At 61.9% G+C, this 14542-nt stretch carries 13 protein-coding genes; 8 read left to right on the forward strand and 5 right to left on the reverse strand.

Annotated elements, in window-relative coordinates; translation table 11 throughout:
• Window positions 1-72: 72 nt before the first annotated feature.
• Complete coding sequence (locus NCS28_RS26645; RefSeq protein ID WP_250516771.1) at window positions 73-708, forward strand: TetR/AcrR family transcriptional regulator; 636 nt, start codon at window positions 73-75, stop codon at window positions 706-708.
• Between the two features lie 13 nt (window positions 709-721).
• Here NCS28_RS26645 and NCS28_RS26650 read toward each other — a convergent pair whose 3' ends face one another.
• The 3 genes from NCS28_RS26650 to NCS28_RS26660 form a co-directional block, all read right to left on the reverse strand.
• Window positions 722-1783 (reverse strand): glycosyltransferase family 2 protein, encoded by a 1062-nt coding sequence (locus NCS28_RS26650; protein WP_250516772.1) that lies wholly within the window; start codon window positions 1781-1783, stop codon window positions 722-724.
• Window positions 1784-2459: 676 nt separating this feature from the next.
• On the reverse strand, window positions 2460-2672 hold the full coding sequence (locus NCS28_RS26655; protein ID WP_250516773.1) for a hypothetical protein: 213 nt from the start codon (window positions 2670-2672) through the stop codon (window positions 2460-2462).
• Window positions 2673-2752: 80 nt separating this feature from the next.
• Entirely contained in the window at window positions 2753-3805 is a 1053-nt protein-coding gene (locus NCS28_RS26660) for a LacI family DNA-binding transcriptional regulator (RefSeq protein WP_250516774.1), read from the reverse strand.
• Window positions 3806-3951: 146 nt separating this feature from the next.
• Between NCS28_RS26660 and NCS28_RS26665 the strand changes: the two genes are divergently transcribed.
• The 3 genes from NCS28_RS26665 to NCS28_RS26675 are packed head-to-tail and all read left to right on the forward strand — an operon-like array spanning window position 3952 to window position 6243.
• The gene (locus NCS28_RS26665; RefSeq protein ID WP_250516775.1) at window positions 3952-5037 is read left to right on the forward strand and encodes a fatty acid desaturase family protein; all 1086 of its coding nucleotides are present in this window, start codon (window positions 3952-3954) and stop codon (window positions 5035-5037) included.
• Between the two features lie 29 nt (window positions 5038-5066).
• Window positions 5067-5375 (forward strand): non-heme iron oxygenase ferredoxin subunit, encoded by a 309-nt coding sequence (locus NCS28_RS26670; protein WP_250516776.1) that lies wholly within the window; start codon window positions 5067-5069, stop codon window positions 5373-5375.
• Window positions 5376-5433: 58 nt separating this feature from the next.
• Entirely contained in the window at window positions 5434-6243 is an 810-nt protein-coding gene (locus tag NCS28_RS26675) for an SDR family oxidoreductase (RefSeq protein WP_250516777.1), read from the forward strand.
• Window positions 6244-6255: 12 nt separating this feature from the next.
• On the opposite strand, the gene NCS28_RS26680 is transcribed toward NCS28_RS26675, so the two are convergent.
• Complete coding sequence (locus tag NCS28_RS26680) at window positions 6256-8211, reverse strand: methyl-accepting chemotaxis protein (protein WP_250516778.1); 1956 nt, start codon at window positions 8209-8211, stop codon at window positions 6256-6258.
• Between the two features lie 418 nt (window positions 8212-8629).
• Between NCS28_RS26680 and NCS28_RS26685 the strand changes: the two genes are divergently transcribed.
• Window positions 8630-9919: an MFS transporter gene (locus NCS28_RS26685; RefSeq protein ID WP_250516779.1), complete on the forward strand. Its 1290-nt coding sequence runs from the start codon at window positions 8630-8632 to the stop codon at window positions 9917-9919.
• A gap of 67 nt (window positions 9920-9986) precedes the next feature.
• Here NCS28_RS26685 and NCS28_RS26690 read toward each other — a convergent pair whose 3' ends face one another.
• Entirely contained in the window at window positions 9987-10985 is a 999-nt protein-coding gene (locus NCS28_RS26690) for a LacI family DNA-binding transcriptional regulator (RefSeq protein WP_250516780.1), read from the reverse strand.
• Window positions 10986-11183: 198 nt separating this feature from the next.
• Here NCS28_RS26690 and NCS28_RS26695 point away from each other — a divergent pair, with 198 nt between their 5' ends.
• The 3 genes from NCS28_RS26695 (at window position 11184) to NCS28_RS26705 (ending at window position 14493) form a co-directional block, all read left to right on the forward strand.
• Window positions 11184-12014 carry an NAD-dependent epimerase/dehydratase family protein gene (locus NCS28_RS26695; protein WP_250516781.1) on the forward strand — a complete coding sequence of 277 codons (831 nt, stop codon included), beginning with the start codon at window positions 11184-11186 and terminating at the stop codon, window positions 12012-12014.
• Complete coding sequence (locus NCS28_RS26700) at window positions 12011-12937, forward strand: SMP-30/gluconolactonase/LRE family protein (RefSeq protein ID WP_250516782.1); 927 nt, start codon at window positions 12011-12013, stop codon at window positions 12935-12937. The genes NCS28_RS26695 and NCS28_RS26700 overlap by 4 nt, the downstream gene beginning before the upstream one ends.
• Before the next feature lie 206 nt (window positions 12938-13143).
• Complete coding sequence (locus tag NCS28_RS26705; RefSeq protein ID WP_250516783.1) at window positions 13144-14493, forward strand: MFS transporter; 1350 nt, start codon at window positions 13144-13146, stop codon at window positions 14491-14493.
• The last annotated feature ends 49 nt before the right edge of the window (window positions 14494-14542 follow it).

Raw genomic sequence — 14542 nt, forward strand, 5'->3', positions numbered from 1 at the left:
AAAACATGATAGATACTCACATTTAGCTGTCAAGGATTTTTGAGCCTGCATTCATGTGGCAAAGGAGCAAGCATGCAAGAGAAGCCGCCACGCATCGCAGCGAAGAGAAGCGTCGCGCGCAGACAGCCCGCGCAGCAGCGCAGCCGCGAACGCCTTGATCGCATTCTGGAAGCTGCCCAGCAATTGATTGCGGAGAAGGGCAGCGAGCACGTGAAGATGAGCGAGATCGCCGAGCTTGCGGAGATATCGATCGGTTCGCTTTATCAGTATTTCCCCGACAAGCGCGCGATCGTGCGCACACTCGCCGAGCTTTACGCGGACGAGAGCCGCCGATGTGTGCGCGAAGCGCTCAACGCCGTGCAGGACAAGGCGCAACTGCTCGACGCGTTCGTCTCGCTGGTCGACCAGTACTACGAGATCGTGCTGGACAAGCCCGTGATGCGCGACATTTCGTCGGCGCTACGGTCGGACAAGGAGTTGATGAACATCGAGATTGCGGAAAGCCGTGCATGCGGCGCGCTGCTCGCAGCGGCGATCCGGCGCGTGACGCCGCGCGCGGACAGCAAGCGCGTCAGCGCGCTTGCCTTCCTGATATGGCAGCTAGGCGAAGAAACGATGCGCCTCGCCGTCGCGCACAAGCGCGGCGAGGGTGCAATGCTCGTCGATGTCTACAAACGAATGAGCTTGCGCGCGATAGAAGAGGTTTGAAGGCTACGCGTGCTCATCCGCTCAATTGATTCGACGTGCTCGGGCGCCGCTCGCGCTGATGATGATCGAGGCTGCGCCGCAATACTTTCTTCACGAGGCCTTTGAGGAAATGAATCGAGCGGTCCGCGCGCACGTTCAGATCGAAAGGCGCGAGTTCGACAACCTTGCGCCCGCCGTGCTCCGTGAGTTTTTCACGCATCTTGCGATGATCGACCGCCATCGCCGTGAGCGTCTTCGATGCCTGTTTGAACGATGCGCGATCGACGCGCGCGCAAACATGGCATGCGCGGCGAAAGAGCTTGTCGAACACGGTGAGCCAGTAATCGTCCGTCTCGCTACCGTCGCAACGCGCGAGCGCTTCCTGACCTGAGATGCGAAGATCGCGCATGTCGCTCAGCTTGGCGGTTTGCGTGATGCTGCCGAAGCGCCGGCGATAGCCGATCAGCGGCCTGGCAATACGGTAGATGCTGCTTGCACGAAGATAGGTCGCGGGCACGAGCGCCATGTCCTCGTAATTTCGTCCCACGGGAAACGGCGCTTCGCCGAAGAGGTCGGTGCGATAAATACGCGCCCACGCGAAGGTGTGGAATCGATCCGCGAACTGCTGCAACGCTGCGCGATCCATCGGATGGCCGCCGCTCGTCGCATCGTCGGCGATTTCGATTTCGTCGAGCTCTCGGCCGTTATCGTCGATGATCTTGACGTTGTACTCGACCACATCCCATTTGCGTTCGGTGAGGACGGGAATGACCGCGTCGGTGAAACCCTTCAGATAGATATCGTCGCCGTCCAGGAAGCCGACATACGGCGTGCGCACCGCCGCGAGGCCGATATTGCGCGCGGCGCTTAAGCCCTGGTTTTCCTGGTGCAGCAGCTCGATGTGCACGCCGCGATCGCGCTCCACGATCGCGCGCGCTGCCGCATAGGTCTCGTCGCGAGAACCGTCATCGACCACGATGATCTTCATCGCATCGATATGAGGTTGGGACAGAAGGGATTCGAGCGCTTCCTCGATGTATCCCTCGATGTTATACGCCGCCACGACGATGCTGAGCAGCGGACTGGTGTCTCGCAATGAGTCACTCTCAAACGGCATAGATGACGCTCTCCGTCGGATGATTAGGCTCTGTCTCTTCGCACGCACGATGCGAAGAGCCGTTGTCGATGTCTCCATATGCCGCGCGCGATGGCGCAGATCCGCGTGAATCGCGGCACGCTGAGACATGTTTTGGTCTGATGGATGCGGCAGGTTCGATCACCGTACGAGACGGGGAAGTCCACCTTGCGACGCTTTATTGTTGGAGCATGTCACATCATATGGCGGGCCCCGGATGCCCCTGCCTGATGTGCATGTCGATGGAACAAGCTTAATAGAGCGGCCATGCCGGTGTCGGTTCCCCGACGGCCTGCATGTTACCCATTCGAAACAACGGAACAATGACACCGAGTAACGCGGCAGAACCGCGAGGCAGACTTCCTCCAAGCCATACTAATTGAAAACGAAGGACGTGAAGCCTGTAATTTGATGCATGATCGTCAACGCTCGCACGTTTCCAGAGACAGCGACGACTCGCAAACGTTATCGTCCGGACTCGTTGCCGGCTCCTCCGTGCGCTTGGCCACATGCGACGCTTGTCGAGAGCATGAAAGAGTAAGAAGTCGTTTCATGCCGCGCGCAACTGTGGCGGCATAAGTACATTTTTCTTCTTTCCATGCGAGCACATGGTCGATGAGAAAAAAGTTCACAAGCTTCAGTGATGTGTATAGAGCGATTGCCCGAGCGCTTGAGCCGAGGGTTGCGTCGTCCAGCCGCTTTGCACGCTTCCATGGGTGCCAGGTCCGTAACCTTGCTGATCGTTTGAGGCATTTGTCTCGGCATGCTTCGCCGGCGCGGGCGATTGTGCATAGGTCAGCATCGGCACCGTCACCGATACCGCGAGCAGGGCGGCTGCGAGTTTCTTCATGATCGTTCTCCTTGAGTGAGTGGACTCGATAAGGAGACTAGGCTCGAAGAATTAGCCGATGGTGAGCGCATCGTGCATGCTCATACATTCTCCGGCGTATAAAGCTGCGCCGGCAGCGGATACTGGCTCGCTTGCGCGGCTTCGCCCGGCAGCGCCTGCAAACTGCGAAGCATGGCCTGAATGGCAGTCTCCGCGATGCGCTGAAGCGGTGTGTCGATCACGAGATCGATGACGCCTTCCACGAGCGCCTCATACCGGTCCGGCATCAGATCGCTGCACACCGTCACGATGCGCCGTCCCGCGGCTTCCTCACGCAGCGCGCGAATCACGCCACCCACGCCGCCGCCGGGAATATAGAGGCCCGCGAGATCGGCATGACGCCCGAGCATTGCGAGCGTTGCTTCATAGGCAAGTTGTTTGTCCTCGAGATTGATCTGCGTGTCGAGCACACGCAAGCCAGGCGCGTGCTCACGCAGATACGAGCGAAAGCTGATCTCGCAGCTTTCCTGACCGAGATAGCGCGGCGTGCCGACGAACACGCCGACCGTTCCCTTATCGCGATGCGCGAGACGGCTCACGGCCCACGCTGCCGTGCGTCCGCTCTTGCGCGGATCGACGCCGATATAACCCGCTCGCAACGGCGCACTCAGATCCGATAACAACGTGACCGTCGGCTTTCCCTGTCCGTGTAGCGTTTCGATGGCGGCCGTCACATGCGGATGATCCACCGCGACCACGCCGAGCGCCTGCGCTTGCTCGCCCAGCGAGAGCAACGTCTGCGCGATGGAAGCCGGGTCCAGCTCATCCATGTATTCGATGACGGCGGTGCAACGCTCGGGTTCGTGTCGCGCGGCCGCATCCGCCAGAATGCGCGCGAACGTCTGATAGAACGGATCGGCACGCTTTTGCAGACAGAAACCCAGCGTATATCGCTCATGACGTTCGCCGCGTTGCGCGCGCAGGCGCTCGCGCATCAATCCTGCGCCGTGGTAGCCGATGCGCTCCGCCGCTTCGATCACGCGCAAGGCCGTACCCTCGCGCACGCTGATGCGACCGTTGAACACGCGATCGACCGTTGCGGGGCTCACACCCGCAGCTTCGGCAACTGATTGAAGAGTGGGACGCTTGCTCATCTTTGATGGAAATGATTGGTTTTCAAGTCGCGCGATGATGCGTAAAGATAGCAAATGCGCTTGAATGTTGCGTGAGCAATGCAACCGCTCCTATCATCGGTCCAACAATAACGAATGATGTAATTTCAATCATCGGATGAGGTGACATGATGGAATCCGGGCAATCGCAGCGCGCAGATGCGCGAGATGACTATCGCGATTACCAGTTGATCGGCGGTGCGGGCGAGCGCGCGAAGGCGGCGGGTCTCGTCAACGCGGAGTGGTACAAGTGCGCGGTTCCTCGACCCGTCATGAAGAGCCTGATGCAGCGCGGCGACGCGCGCGCCATTCGCGACACGCTGCTCTGGTATGCGGCGATCGTCGCGAGCGGCGTGCTTGCATGGTTCGCATGGCAAGCTCATTCGCTCTGGGCCATTCCGGCGTTTCTTCTCTACGGCGCGCTGTACTGCGGTCCCGCGGATTCACGCTGGCATGAAAGCGGTCACGGCACCGCATTCAAGACGTCGTGGATGAACAAGGCGCTCTATCAAGTCGCGTCGTTTCAGGTGTTTCGTCGCCCGACGATATGGCGCTGGAGCCACGCGCGTCATCACACCGATACGCTCGTCGTCGGGAGAGATCGCGAGATAGCGGTGCCGTTGCCAACCGACTGGCTGAGCCTCGCGCTAAATGTGTTCGCGTTGAAGCATGCTGCGGCTGAAGTGCCGAAGATCTTCTCGTCTGCGTTCGGCAATATCGGTGAAGAGGAAAAGACCTACGTGCCGCAGTCCGAGTGGCCGAAGGTGATTCTGGAGGCGCGGATCACGCTCGCGATCTATGCCGTAGTGATCGTCGCGTGCATCGTATTTCGTTCGATCTTGCCGCTGCTTTATATCGGCTTGCCGAGCCTCTACGGCGCATGGCTCTATCTCTTCTTCGGTCTCACGCAGCATGCGGGCATGCCCGAGAACGTGCTCGATCATCGCAAGAACTGCCGCACCGTGATGATGAATCCCGTGTTCCGGTTTCTCTATCTGAACATGAACTATCACGTCGAACATCACATGTTTCCGATGGTGCCTTATCACGCGCTGCCGCGATTGCACGAGGCGGTGAAGCACGATATGCCGCCGCCATATCCGAGCACGATTGCGGCCTATGCGGAAATCATTCCGGCGCTCGCGCGGCAGAGGCGCGACCCGTCGTATCACGTCGAGCGGCCCGTGCCCGCCTCGACCGCAACGCAGGCATGAGCGACACAAAAGACAGGAGACGATTTGTCATGACGCAATGGATCGACGCAGCCGCGATGGACGATATCGAAGACGAAGACGTGATGCGCTTCGATCACGATGGCCGCACCTTCGCGATCTACCGCGTGAACGATGCCGTGTATGCGAGCGATGGCCTTTGCACGCATGAGCACGTCCATCTGAGCGACGGCTTCGTAATGGATCATGTCATCGAATGCCCGAAGCACAATGGACGATTCGATATCCGCGATGGCCGGCCGCTGTGTGCGCCCGTTTGCGAAAAGTTGCAGACGTACCCCGCGAAAGTCGAGGGCGGGCGTATCTTCATCGAGATCTGACGCCGTGATGCAGTAAGCACGCGAGTGCAAGCAAGCGAAGCCCACACGGAGAACGACGATGAATCGGTTCGAAGGCAAGGTGGCGGTTATCACCGGCGGCGCGCAAGGTCTCGGCGCGGCCGTGGCGGCGCTCTTCGTGGAGCGCGGCGCACATGGCATCGTGATTTGCGCGCGCTCGAAGGACAAGGGAGAAAAGAAAGCACGCGAGCTTGCACAAGCGAGCGGGGCGCAAGTGCGCTTCGTTGCGGCGGATCTCGCGCGCGTGGACGATTGCCGCGCGGTTATCGCCGCCGCCGATGAGCAGTTCGGACGCATCGACGTGCCGGTCAACGCCGCAGCAACGACGGATCGCGGCACGATCCTCGATACCGATCCCGAGCTCTTCGACCGCGTGTTCGCGACGAACGTGCGCGCGCCTTTCTTTCTGATGCAGGACACCATCCGCATCATGAAGCGCGAACGGACCGAGGGCGCGATAGTCAATATCTGTTCGATGTCGGCGATGGCGGGGCAGCCTTTCATCGCCGCATATTGCGTGTCGAAGGGCGCGCTCGCCACGCTCACGCAGAACACCGCTTATGCGCTATTGCGCAATCGCATTCGCGTGAACGGCTTGAACCTCGGCTGGATGGCGAGCGAAGGCGAAGACCTCATTCAGCGCACGCATCATGGCGCGGGCGACGACTGGCTCGATCACGCCGCGGCCGCGCAGCCCTTCGGACGATCGATCGACACGAACGAAGCGGCGCGTGCGGTCGCTTATCTCGCGAGCGCGGAGTCGGGGCTTATGACGGGATCGATGATCAACTTCGATCAATCGATATGGGGCGCGTATGACGACGCGCCGCATTCTCGGGAGCCGCTTTGAATCGTCGATGACTCAAACGCGAAACATGCTGACAGCGCGTTCGAGACGCTCGGCCTGATCGCGCAGTTCGGCTGCGGAGTGCTCCGCTTCGCCCACGAGCGCCGCGTTCTGCTGCGTCGCTTCGCCGATCAGCATGACCGCGCTGTTCACCTGCTCGATGCCCGAGGCTTGTTCCCGCGACGCAACGCCGATTTCATCGACGATCGCATTCACGCGCGACACGCGCTCGACGATGCCGCCCATCGTGCTGCTGGCTTCCTCGGCGATCTTGTAACCCTGCGAGACCTTCTCCGCCGATTCGGTGATCAGCACTTCGATCTCTTTCACGGCGCCCGCGCTGCGTTGCGCGAGCGCACGCACTTCCGATGCGACGACCGCGAAGCCCTTGCCATGCTCGCCCGCGCGCGCCGCTTCGACGGCGGCGTTCAACGCAAGGATGTTGGTCTGGAACGCGATGCTTTCGATGGTCGCGGTGATATCGGCGATGCGCCGTGCCGATGCATCGATCTCGCCCATCGTTGCGACGACGCGTCCCACCGCATCGCCGCCCGCGCGCGCCGCATCCGAAGCCGAGGCGACGAGCGTGCCCGCCTGCGCCGTGTTCGCCGCGTTCTGCTGCACGGTGCTCGTGATTTCCTCCATGCTCGCGGCGGTTTCTTCGACGCTCGCCGCCTGCGTGGCAATGCGCGTCGCGATATCGCTGCTGCCGGAGGCGATGCGCGCCGTGCCGTCATTCATATCGGCCGATGCGCTGCGCACTTGCTCGACGATGCCCGCGAGCCCGCGCGCGATGCCATCGATCGCACGCATCAGACGGCCGATATCGTCCTCGCGGGCGCTGTCGATGCGCACGGTGAGATCGCCCGCGGCAATGCGCTCCGAGGCGCGCGTCACATCGTCGATGGGACGGCCCACGAGCTTCGTCACTGCATAGAGCAGCACGCCGACGAGCAGCGCAACGACGACGAGCCCGAGCATCAGAAAGCGATCGCGGCTTGCGTGCACATCCGCGAGCAGTTCATCGCGATACGCGATGCCGCCGATCATCCATTGCCACTGCGGCACCGTCATGAAGACGATTTCCTTCGTGCCGCCATGAACGCGCGCATCCGCGTTCGCGATGTCGGCGCCGTCGAACGTGAGCTTGCCTTCGTGTGAATCGAGCATCTGTCCGAAGGGTGCGACGCGCTCATCGGCCGGTTCGCCTTTCGCGCCTGGATGCACGAGCAGTTTGCCGCGATTCGCGCCGTTCGATGCATCCACGACGAAGTGATAGCCGCTCGCGCCGATCACGAGTTTCGCGATCGTGTCCTGCAACGCGGCGAATTCGGAGGTCACGTCCACGCCCACGAAGAGCGCGCCGATCACGCGACCCGATGCATCGGTGACGGGCTTGTACTCGGTGATGTACTGCTTGCCGAAGAGTGTCGCGATGCCGATATACGGCTTGCCCGCGAGCATGGGCACATACGCGGGGCCCTTGCGGTCGAGCAGCGTGCCGATCGCGCGCGTGCCGTCCTGCTTCTTGAGCGACGTCGTCACGCGGACGAAATCATCGCCGGTGCGGGCGAAGATCGTCGCGATCGCGCCGCTTTCTTCGAGGAACGCATCGGGAATCGCGAAGTCGTTGTTGAGCGGCTTGTCGCCTGCGAGGAAGGACGGTGTCGCGATACCGCCGATGTCCACGGTGTGCGCTTCATCGAGCGTGAACCTGGCGGGCAGGCGGTGCGCGAAGATCGTCATGAAGCGCGTGACTTCCGCGCTGACGGCCTTGTCGTACAGGCCGATCATCGTCGCGATCGAGCGATTCTCGCTTTCGACGCGCACGAGCGCGTGCTCGTCGATCTGTTCGCCCGCGCTCCGGGTGACGGCGATGGTGAAGAAGGCAACGACGACTGCCGTGAGCGCGCAGGCGAGCACGGCGAATTTGGTCCCGACGTTCATGCGGGCCAGAGTTTTGTGAAGCATGGGGATGTCTGAACGATAAGAGTTGTAATGCCCCTTATCGGCACATCCTTGCCGAGTCTTTAATTTGCCTTTCCGCCGAGGGTGAGCGGCGCTGGTGTTTGCATGCATTAGGCGGCATGCAAAACGCCAAAGGGCATGCAAAAGGCAAACCTTTATAGAAAACGATTAACTCGGCGGCGGGGGAAGATTCATCGCCGGAAAGTCTCTCTCAGTCCCGAAATATCGGGCTATCGAGTCCGATTAGGGCAAACACCAGGATAGTCAGTCGTCGGCAAACCCACTATCCTTCGAAAAAACGTTTTCCCGAACCAGGCCGGTTTGCGGCTTCAGCACCACGCAAGCCATCGCCACGGCGCTCGTCGCCGGTCACGCAACAAAGAACGCGGCACGACGAGCGCCGCCGCGTCCGGAGACTTTCATGAACACTGTCGTTGCCGGCGTCGTGCGTACCGCCAGCCGCTATCGCTGGACCGTGTGCACGCTGCTCTTCTTCGCCACGGTCATCAACTACATGGACCGGCAGATCCTCGGTCTGCTCGCTCCGATGCTGCAGCACGACATCGGCTGGACGCAGGTGCAGTACGGTCGCATCGTGATCGCGTTCTCGGCGTTCTACGCGGTCGGTCTGCTGTGCTTCGGACGCATTGTCGATTGGCTCGGCACGCGCATCTCCTACGCGCTCGCAATGTTCTTATGGAGCATCGCGGCGATGCTGCATGCGGCCGTCGGCTCCGTGATGGGCTTCGCGATGGTCCGCGCGCTGCTGGGCATCGGCGAAGGCGGCAACTTCCCGGCGGCCATCAAGACGACCGCTGAATGGTTCCCGCGCAGCGAACGCGCGCTCGCAACCGGCATCTTCAACTCCGGCGCGAACATCGGCGCGGTGTTCGCACCCGCGCTCATTCCGGCCATCGCGGTGGCCTTCGGCTGGCGAGCGGCATTCGTGATCATCGGCGCGATCGGTCTCGTGTGGCTCGTCGTGTGGTTCTTCATGTATCGCCAGCCGGACGGCAGCGCGCAAGAGGACGATCTCGCGAACGAAGGCGACGAAACCCGTGCCGCCGATGCCGCCAATGCGAAAGCAGGCGCGCCGGGCTTCAAGGTGCTCATCAAGAAGCGCGAGACGTGGGCGTTCATCGTCGGCAAGTTCCTGACGGACCCGGTGTGGTGGTTCTATCTGTTCTGGCTGCCGAAGTGGCTCAACGAATCGCGCGGCATGGACATGCAGCACATCGGTTTGCCGCTCGTCGTGATCTATGCGATCACCACGGTCGGCAGCATCGGCGGCGGGTGGATTTCGTCGGCGCTGTTGCGTGCGGGCTGGACCGTGAATGCGGCACGCAAGACCGCGATGCTGATCTGCGCATGCGCCGTGTTGCCGATCGCGTTTGTGTCGCAGGCGGATAATCTGTGGGTCGCGGTGGCGATCGTCGGTCTCGCGGCGGCGGCGCATCAGGGCTGGTCGGCGAACCTCTTCACGACGGCATCGGACCTGTTCCCGCGTCGTGCGGTGGGCGCGGTGGTCGGTATCGGCGGCATGGCCGGTTCGATCGGCGGCGTTCTGTTCTCCGAAGTGATCGGCCAGGTTCTGCAACGCACGGGCCACTACTGGGTGCTGTTCGCGATCGGCGCGTCGGCGTATCTCATCGCCTTCGCGATCATGCACGTGCTCACGCCGAAGATGACGCCGGCGAAGCTCGAAGCGTAATACACACAAAGTACGCACCATGCGCCGCGCCGCCAGCATACGCAGCCCGCAGGCGGCGCGGCGCGATTCACGCAAGCACGGGAACCCCGGCGGTCGATTCACGCACGATGAGCCGCGGCTCGAACATGGAGTTGCCGGGATCGGGATGACCGGCGAGGGCGTCGATGAGCTTCTGCATCGCCAGTTCGCCCATCTTCTCGCTTTGAATGTCGACGGTAGTGAGGCCCGGTGCCGCGTATGCGCCGTAAGGCACGTTGTCGATGCCGGTCACCGACACGTCCTGCGGCACGCGAATGCCGAGCGACGCGGCTTCCTTCATGAAGCCGAGTGCGATCAGGTCGTTGTAGCAGATCACCGCCTGCGGCCGCTTCGGTCCGAGCAACACGCGCGAGCAGGCTTGTTCGCCCGCGAGCGAAGTCGGCGCATGGGCCTCGTAGATGTCGAGTTCGAGGCCCGCTTCGGCGAGACAATCTCGCGCGCCGCGGATCCGCTCATCGTTGATGCGCGCATGCTCGAAACCGAGATACGCGATACGGCGATGGCCGAGATCGAGCAGATGGCGCGCGAGCATGTAGGTGGCGAGGCGGCTGTTGATGCCGACGCTCGGAATCGGCAGCTCGGCGTTGCGCAGGAGCACGACGGGCTTGTCGAGGTCGAGCATCCACTGCGCGCTTTCGTCGGCGAGACGCGAGCTGACGAGCAGTCCGTCGACGCGTTGCGCAAGGGCTTCGATGAGCGGACGCTCGCGCGCCTGGTTCTCGTCGATATCGACGAGCAGCAGCGTGTAGTCGTGCCGCAGCGCGATGCGGTTCGCGCCCTTCACGACGTTGGTGAAGTGCGGATTGCTGATGTCGAGGATCGTGAGGCCGATGGTGCGCGTCTTGCCGGTGATCATCGAGCGCGCGAGCGGGTTCGAGCGGTAGCCGAGCGTTTCGATGGCTTCCTTGAGCTTGGCTTCCACCGGCGCGGAAAAACGCTGCGCGCCGTTGATGTACTTGGACACGGTTGCAACGGAGACGCCCGCTGCGGCGGCGACGTCGCGAATGGTCGGGGAAATTTTCTTCATTCGGAAGGTAACGTTTTCGCAATGTTTACGGATTGTCGCAGAAAATCGGGAAACGATGAGGTGCATTAAGCATTTTGCATGCAGCATTCTTCATGCATGATGCCGATTGACGCCGGGTTCAGCCCGCCGCTATAGTCCAGAAAACGTTTTCTTTGTTTTTGCTTTCAACGCATTACCATGTATTTGACAGGAGTCTCGATGAATCAGCCAACCGCAGCGGGCAAACCGTTCAAGCGCCTGCTTTTGACCGGCGCCGCCGGCAATCTTGGCCGTCAGTTGCGCGGCGCGCTCGCGCAATGGGCCGACGTCGTCCGGCTCTCCGACATCGCGCCGCTCGACGACGCGGCGAGCCATGAAGAAATCAGCGCCGTCGATCTCGCGGATCGCGAGAAGGTGATGCAGCTCGTCGCGGGCGTCGATGCGATCGTGCATCTCGGCGGCATTTCCATCGACGCGCCCTTCGACGATCTGATCGAGGCGAATATTCGCGGCACGTACAACATCTACGAAGCGGCGCGCCGTCACGGTGTGAAACGCATCGTGTTCGCGAGCTCGAACCATGCAATCGGCTTTCATCCGGTCACCGAAGTGCTCGACGCGGACGCGCCGCATCGTCCGGACAGTCTCTATGGCGTGACGAAGTGCTTCGGCGAATCGCTGTCGCGCTATTACTTCGACCGCTTCGGCATCGAAACGGTGAACCTGCGCATCGGTTCGTCGTTCGAGGAGCCGAAGAATCCGCGCATGCTCGTCACGTATCTGAGCTACCGCGATTTCATCGAGCTCGTGCGCTGCTCGCTGTTCACGAACCGCGTCGGACATGCCGTGGTGTATGGCGCGTCGGACAATCCGGTGAAGTGGTGGGACAACTCGAAGGCCGGCTTCCTCGGCTTCAATCCAAAGGACAGCTCCGCGCAGTTCGACGGGCTTTTTCCGGTGATCGCGCCGACCGCCGAACGCGACGACCCCGCGCAGCGCTTCCAGGGCGGCGCGTTCGTCCTGGGCGAGCCGATGGAGCGCAAGCGATGAGCACAGCCGTGCGCGCCGAACGGCTCGACGCGGGCGGCCGCGCGACGGTCGGCGAATGCCCGGTATGGCGCGCGCAAGAGGGCGCGCTGTATTGGGTCGATATTCCGGCGCGCCGTATCGTTCGCCTCGAAGTCGAAAGCGCGCGCCGCACGGAATGGGCGTTTGCCGAACAGGTAGCGTGCTTTGCGTTCGATGCGGCGGGGCGTGTCGTCGCGGGCATGGAGAGCGGCATGTTCGGCGTGACGCTTCCCGATGCCAGCGATGCAAGCGATGTGAACGAAGGGCATGCCGTGAAGCTCGCCGCGCCGGCGTTTCCCGCGGCGGGCATGCGTTTCAACGATGGCCGTTGCGACAGGCAAGGGCGCTTCTGGGCCGGGACGATGGTGCAGGACATGTCGCTCGCGAGCGCTGTCGGCGCGCTGTATCGCTTCGATGAGCAGGGCACGCTCTCGGCGCCCGTCGTCGATGGTCTGATCACGCAGAACGGTCTCGCGTGGTCGCCGGATGGCAGAACGATGTATCTGTCCGACTCGCATCCGCAACGACGCGTCGTGTGGGCGTTCGACTTCGACACCGACACGGGCACGCCGAGTGCGCAACGCGTGTTTGCCGATCTACACAATTACGCGGGCCGCCCGGACGGCGCGGCGGTCGATGCGGACGGCTGCTACTGGACCTGCGCGAACGATGCCGGGCGCTTGCTGCGCTTCACGCCGCAGGGCAAGCTGGATCGCGAAATCGGGTTGCCCGCGAGCAAGCCGTCGATGTGCGCATTCGGCGGCGGCGATCTGAAGACGCTCTACGTCACGACGATTCGTCCGGCAACAAATGCCACTGACAACGACGGTTACGTGTTCGCATTGAACCCCGGTGCGCAAGGATTACCGGAACCGGATTACGCCGGAATGTTACCGGTCGCATGATGCTGCTGAACGGGGCGAATTCCACGCCTCGTTCTCCAGCGATCCGATGCACCGCATTGGCGCGCATCGGATCGACAAATACGTCTCCCTTCGGAACCGATACCAAGAACAAACACTAATGCTTTAGTTCGTCCGTAAAGAGTAGTCTCCGCAGGTATCTCGAGTACTCAGCGATGTGCCGATTCTCTAATCCGGAGGAGACCTTGATGGACCTTGAAGCTCGCACCATGAAGCGCGTGATGGTTCGCCTCGTGCCGTTCCTGATCTTGTGTTACTTCATCGCGTATCTGGACCGTGTCAACGTCGGCTTCGCGGCGCTGCAGATGAACAAGGCGCTCGGCTTTTCCGCCAGCATGTTCGGCTTCGGCGCCGGCATTTTCTTTATCGCGTATTTCTTTTTCGAGGTTCCGTCCAACCTGCTGCTCGAGCGATTCGGCGCACGCCGATGGATCGCGCGGATCATGTTCACGTGGGGCATTCTCGCGGCGGCGATGGCCTACATTCCGCACATCGCGCAAGCGACGGGCCTCTCGAACGCTTATGTGTTCTATGGCTTGCGCATTCTGCTCGGCATCGCGGAAGCGGGCTTCTTTCCCGGCATCATCTTTCTGCTGACTCTGTGGTTTCCGGCGAAATATCGCGGGCGTGTCGTCGGGTACTTCATGGCCGCGATTCCGCTGTCCACGGTGATCGGCGGACCGATCTCCGGCGCGCTGCTGCAGATGGACGGCATCGGCGGCATGCAAGGATGGCAATGGCTGTATCTGATCGAAGCGTTTCCCGCGCTGTTGCTCGCGTTCGTCGTGTTCTTCTATCTGACCGACAAGCCCGCCGATGCGCACTGGCTCGCGAAGGAAGAGCGCGACTGGCTCGTCGAACGTCAGGCGCAGGAGCGGGCGCATCGCGAATCGGTGCATGCGTTCAGTGTGAAGGAAGCCATCTTCAATCCGCGCGTGCTCGCTATCGCGTTGATCTACTTCGGCGCGAACGCAACCAACTACGGCCTGAGCTTCTTCCTGCCGCAGATCGTCAAGGCGTTCGGTCTCACCAACTTGCAGACAGGTTTCGTCACGTCCTTGCCGTATGCCGTGGGCGTGGTCAGCATGGTGCTGTGGGGCCGCCATTCGGATCGCAAGCTCGAACGCCGCTGGCACGTCGCGATTGCGCTGATGGTGGCGGCGGGCGGCATCGCGGCATCGGCGGGTCTGGATAACCCGGTGATGAAGATGATCGCGCTGTCGATCGCGGGCTTCGGCATCTTCGGCTGCCTGCCGGTGATCTGGACGCTGCCGGCTTCGTTCCTGTCGGGTGCGGCGGCGGCTGGCGGTATCGCCGCGATCAACTCGCTCGGCAACCTCGCGGGCTTCTTCGGTCCCTATGCGATGGGCTGGATCAAGGACAGCACGGGCGGCTTCGGCGCGGGCTTGTTGTGCCTTGCAGGGGCGGGCATGGTCGGCGTGGCAGCGGTCTTGCTGCTGCATCACGATGCGGCGCTGGAGACGATATCCGGCGCGCATGACATCGACGATGGCGAGCCGAACATGGCGGCTCGATAAAGCCTCGTATCCGGGCCAAGGATCGCTCGACACGCGGTCCTTGGCCAGC

Origin of the sequence: Caballeronia sp. INDeC2 (genome assembly GCF_023631325.1) — a bacterium.
Taxonomy (GTDB): domain Bacteria; phylum Pseudomonadota; class Gammaproteobacteria; order Burkholderiales; family Burkholderiaceae; genus Caballeronia.